General features: G+C 69.9%; 5 protein-coding genes. All 5 read right to left on the bottom strand.

All coding sequences use genetic code 11. The annotated features are described in order from the left end of the window. A partial coding sequence (locus AOK03_RS29175) for a DNA polymerase IV (RefSeq protein WP_107098134.1) occupies positions 1-1,139 on the bottom strand: 1,139 nt, incomplete at its 3' end. Positions 1,140-1,176: 37 nt separating this feature from the next. Then, positions 1,177-1,794, bottom strand: coding sequence for a MerR family transcriptional regulator (locus AOK03_RS29180; protein ID WP_079075022.1), 618 nt, complete (start codon positions 1,792-1,794; stop codon positions 1,177-1,179). Positions 1,795-1,963: 169 nt separating this feature from the next. Beyond that, positions 1,964-2,437 (bottom strand): bifunctional nuclease family protein, encoded by a 474-nt coding sequence (locus AOK03_RS29185; RefSeq protein ID WP_030794342.1) that lies wholly within the window; start codon positions 2,435-2,437, stop codon positions 1,964-1,966. 74 nt (positions 2,438-2,511) lie between these two features. Continuing rightward, entirely contained in the window at positions 2,512-3,255 is a 744-nt protein-coding gene (ftsR, locus tag AOK03_RS29190) for a transcriptional regulator FtsR (protein WP_055568360.1), read from the bottom strand. Between the two features lie 46 nt (positions 3,256-3,301). After that, on the bottom strand, positions 3,302-4,270 hold the full coding sequence (locus AOK03_RS41345) for an FHA domain-containing protein (protein WP_079075023.1): 969 nt from the start codon (positions 4,268-4,270) through the stop codon (positions 3,302-3,304). Positions 4,271-4,329 lie beyond the last annotated feature (59 nt).

A 4,329-nucleotide genomic window follows, 5' to 3' on the forward strand; every position in this document is an offset into this window, starting at 1 on the left:
TCCGGGGACTCCTCCCCCGCCCCGGCCTGCGCCTCGGTCTCCACCGCCGCCTGAGCCTGCGCATCTGCCTGCGCCTGCGCGAAGAGGTCCTCCTGCGTGTAGTCCGCGAGGCCCGTGACGCCCACTCCGAGGAGCCGGACCCCGCCCGTGGTGTCCACGGCCTCCAGCAACCGCGCCGCGGCCTCCCGCACCACCCCGGGGTCGTCCGTGGGCCCACGCAGCGTCTCGGACCGCGTCAGCGTGGAGAAGTCGAACCTCCGCACCTTGAGCACGATGGTCCGCCCCGAGTGCCCCGCCGCCCGCAGCCGCTGCACACACCGCTCGGCGAGCCGCGCCACCTCCGCCCTCACCCGCACCCGGTCGTGGATGTCCACGTCGTACGTGTCCTCGACGCTGACCGACTTGGATTCCCGCTCGGCCACCACGGGCCGCTCGTCGTGCGCGAGCGCCATCGCGTACAGAGAGCCCCCGTGAGCCTTGCCCAGGAGCCGCACGAGCTCGTCCTCACCGGCCTCCGCGATCTCGGCGACCGTGAGGATCCCGGCCCGCCGCAGATGGTCGCCCGTGGCGGGCCCCACACCGGGCAGCGTCCGCACCGGCATCGGCCCCAGGAGCGCCCTCTCCGTCCCCGGCGCTATGAGCTTGAGCCCGTCGGGCTTGGCCTCCTCGGAGGCGATCTTCGCCAGCATCTTGGAGACGGCGAGCCCCACCGACCCGGAAAGCCCCGTGACCTCCCTGATGTCCGCGCGCAGCCGCTCCCCCACGGCCCTGGCCGACTCCGCGTCGTCGGCGACGCCCCCGGCCTCGAGGTCCACGAAGGCCTCGTCCAGGCTGAGCGGCTCCACCAGCGGCGACAGCTCCCGCAGCAGCCCCATCACCTGCTCGCTGATCTCGCGGTACAGCCCGAAGCGGGGCACGAGATAGGCGGCGTTGGGCGCCAGCCTGCGCGCCTGCCCCGTGGGCATCGCCGAGTGCACACCGAAACGCCGCGCCTCATAGGAAGCGGTGGCCACCACACCGCGCGGCCCGAGCCCGCCCACCACCACGGCTTTTCCCCGCAGGCTGGGCTTCGCGGCCTGCTCCGCGGACGCGTAGAAGGCATCCATGTCCAGATGCAGGATCGTCGGCGTGCTTCTCACACCTCTGATGCTGCCCTACGCCACTGACAACGCGGCGTCAGACGGCCCTGTTGCGCCTTCGGGCCAGCTCATCGGCCGGATTGTGCCCGACGAGCGTCTCCCCGGTGTCGATGCGCTCGCCGTGCAGCTGGGACAGTGCGGCCTCGACGTCCCGCCAGACGACGCCCACGGCGATCCCGAAGACCCCCTGGCCGCCCTGGAGCAGGTCGTGGACCTCGCTGGACGTCGTGCACTCGTAGACCGTCGCCCCGTCGCTCATCAGCGTCATCCGCTCGAGGTCACGGAACCCGCGCTCGCGCAGGTGCTGGACGGTCGTGCGGATGTTCTGCAGCGACACCCCGGTGTCGAGGAAACGCTTCACGATCTTGAGGACGACCACGTCGCGGAAGCTGTAGAGCCGCTGCGTCCCGGAGCCGCCCGCGGCCCGCACACTGGGCTCCACCAGGCCCGTACGGGCCCAGTAGTCGAGCTGCCGGTAAGTGATGCCCGCGGCCGCGCACGCGGTGGGACCGCGGTAGCCGACCTGCTCGGATTGCCCGGACGTGGCGTCGCCGCTCCCCTGGACCGCCATCGGTCGGTTCGGAGAGTGATCGACCGCACCGCCGTGGATCGGGTACGGACCGCCCGTCGCCGTACCGTCGCCGCTGCTTCTCACGCCGACCTCCCTCCTTGAACTGCCTTCTCGACGGTAGGCAGTCGCCAGGGGCTCGTCAACGATCGCCACACTCGGCACGCCGAGTGATAATCACCCTGAGAGTGGTTTCCCGTACCTCACCGCGGGGAAAGGCTAGCCGAATGGCCCGACGCGGGCCGTCAGAAGCGGCTCACTGACTGTTGGTGCCGAAGTCCTCGGGCGAGATCTGGTCGAGGAACTCGCGGAACTTCTCCACCTCGTCCTCCTGCTCGTCCGGGATCGCGATGCCGGCGTCGTCCAGGACGCCGTCGCTGCCGTAGATCGGCGTCCCGGTCCGCAGCGCCAGCGCTATGGCGTCGGACGGCCGCGCACTCACTTCGACACCGCTGGCGAAAACCAGCTCCGCGTAGAAGACGCCTTCTCGCAGGTCCGTGATGCGCACTTCGGAGAGCTCCTGGCCGACCGCTTCGAGCACGTCCTTGAAAAGGTCATGGGTCAGCGGCCGTGCGGGTGCCATGCCCTGCTGCGCGAAGGCGATGGCGGTCGCCTCACCTGGTCCGATCCAGATGGGGAGGTACCGGTCGCCTCCCACTTCACGCAGGAGCACGATCGGCTGGTTGGAGGGCATTTCGACCCGGACACCTACGACGTCGAGCTCGTTCACACAGCAACCCTAGGACGTGGCTGGCAGGTTTGGGTAGTCGGGCACCCGCCGAGTAACGGCCGGGAGCGGTCGAGTCAGGGCAATCTGACGCCGAGCGCGGTCTGCACGAGCGCCGAATGCAGCCTCCCGGTGAGACCGGCCAGCTCCTTGGTGCGAGCTTCGGCATGGGCCCTGGTCTGCGGATTGCGGTGCCGGCGCAGCGGCGCGACCACCTGGTCGACGAGCCCGGCCTCACGCTCCGCGGCGGCCTTCATGACCCGCAAGTGCCGTGGCTCGATGCCGAACCGGCCGAGCTCGACCACGAGCGAGGCGACCGTGACGGCCTCCGCGTCGTACCCGCCGTCCGGCAACGGCGCGACGAGGCCGTACGTCTCCCACTCGTGGAGCTGTCCCTCGTCGATCTCGGCGGCGGCCAGCAGCTCGTCACGGCCCACACGGGCCGCCGTCGGCCCCTCGACGTCGTCCGGGCCCCGGACATCGCCGACGTCCCGCTGACGCCCCAGGGACGGCAGAGGAGGCCTCTCACCGCGCTCCAGCGCGTCGAGGTGCTCACGGATGACCTTGAGGGGCAGATAGTGGTCCCGCTGCATCCTCAGGACGTGACCGAGCCGCTCGACATCCTCCGGGCTGAACTTCCGGTACCCGGAAGGCGTGCGCTGGGGCTCGATGAGCCCCTCGGCCTCCAGGAACCGGATCTTCGAGATCGTGACCTCGGGAAATTCGTCACGCAGTTCGTTCAGCACGGCACCGATGCTCATCAGCCGACGGTCCGCGGCGGCGGTGCCGCTACCGGCACCGCCCCTCGGTGTTTGAAGCATGGACCTTCCCTGGGGGTTGTCCCCCCAGACGGCGCCGGGGGGAGGGTCAGAGGCCGACGGCCCGCTGGCTCGCGTAGAAGACCAGTCGGTACTTGCCGATCTGCACCTCGTCGCCGTTCGAGAGCGAGACCGAGTCGATCCGCTCCCGGTTGACGTACGTGCCGTTGAGGCTGCCCACGTCCGCGACGGTGAAGGAACCGTCCTGGACCCGGCGGAACTCCACGTGACGACGCGACACGGTCACGTCGTCCAGGAAGATGTCGCTCTGCGGGTGACGGCCCGCGGTGGTCAGCTCGCCGTCGAGCAGGAAACGACTGCCCGAGTTCGGACCGCGACGCACCACGAGGAGCGCCGAACCGAGCGGCAGCGCGTCCACGGCGGCCTGCGCCTCCGGAGAGAGCGCGGGAGACGGGTTCTGCCCCGTCACCTCGGCGTCGTAGGCCTCCAGGCCCGAGATGGAGATCGTCGAGGTCGTCTCCGACGCGCGCTCCGGCGCGGCTCCGGCCCGCAGCGGCGCACCGCAGTTGGAGCAGAACCGACTCGCCTCGGCGTTGCGGTTCCCGCACCTCGTACACACCAGGGCCATGGACTGGTCCTCCTGCCGCGGCTGTCCCTCGGGGGCATTCGATCCGTACGGGCCGGGGGCGAACCCTCCACCCGTACTTGAGGTTGAAGGTTCCCCGAAACCTATGCGGCCGGGACCGGCAGGGTCAACAGATGACGCGCCCTGTCCGCCCGAATTGTCACCACCTGGACCAGCGACCTGGTCCCGGAACATCGGGCGGCCGGCGCCCTGCTCCTCGGCATCTCCATGGCGCTGTGCACGGTGCCGGGCAGTGGCCGGATTGCCGCTGTCCTCACGTGCACTCTTGCCGAACAACTTCGCAAACAACTTCACGGGCGATTCCCCTTGACCGAAACAGACCCGCCCGTGGGGCAGGACGAACACTGATTGCACACACCGGCATTCATCGGTGAGCCAGACATCCTCACAACGTCCGTGGCCACCAAACAGTTTCCACCACGCACCGTGCTTCTGGTGCGCCGACCCCCCGCAACCTCATGCCCCCGCCC

Origin of the sequence: Streptomyces atriruber, assembly GCF_001418325.1 — a bacterium.
Taxonomy (GTDB): domain Bacteria; phylum Actinomycetota; class Actinomycetes; order Streptomycetales; family Streptomycetaceae; genus Streptomyces; species Streptomyces atriruber.

What these genes read in the sequence shown, in the direction of transcription:
- ftsR (WP_055568360.1), bottom strand. Translation starts at nt 3,255, where the DNA reads ATGCTTCAAACACCGAGGGGCGGTGCCGGTAGCGGCACCGCCGCCGCG.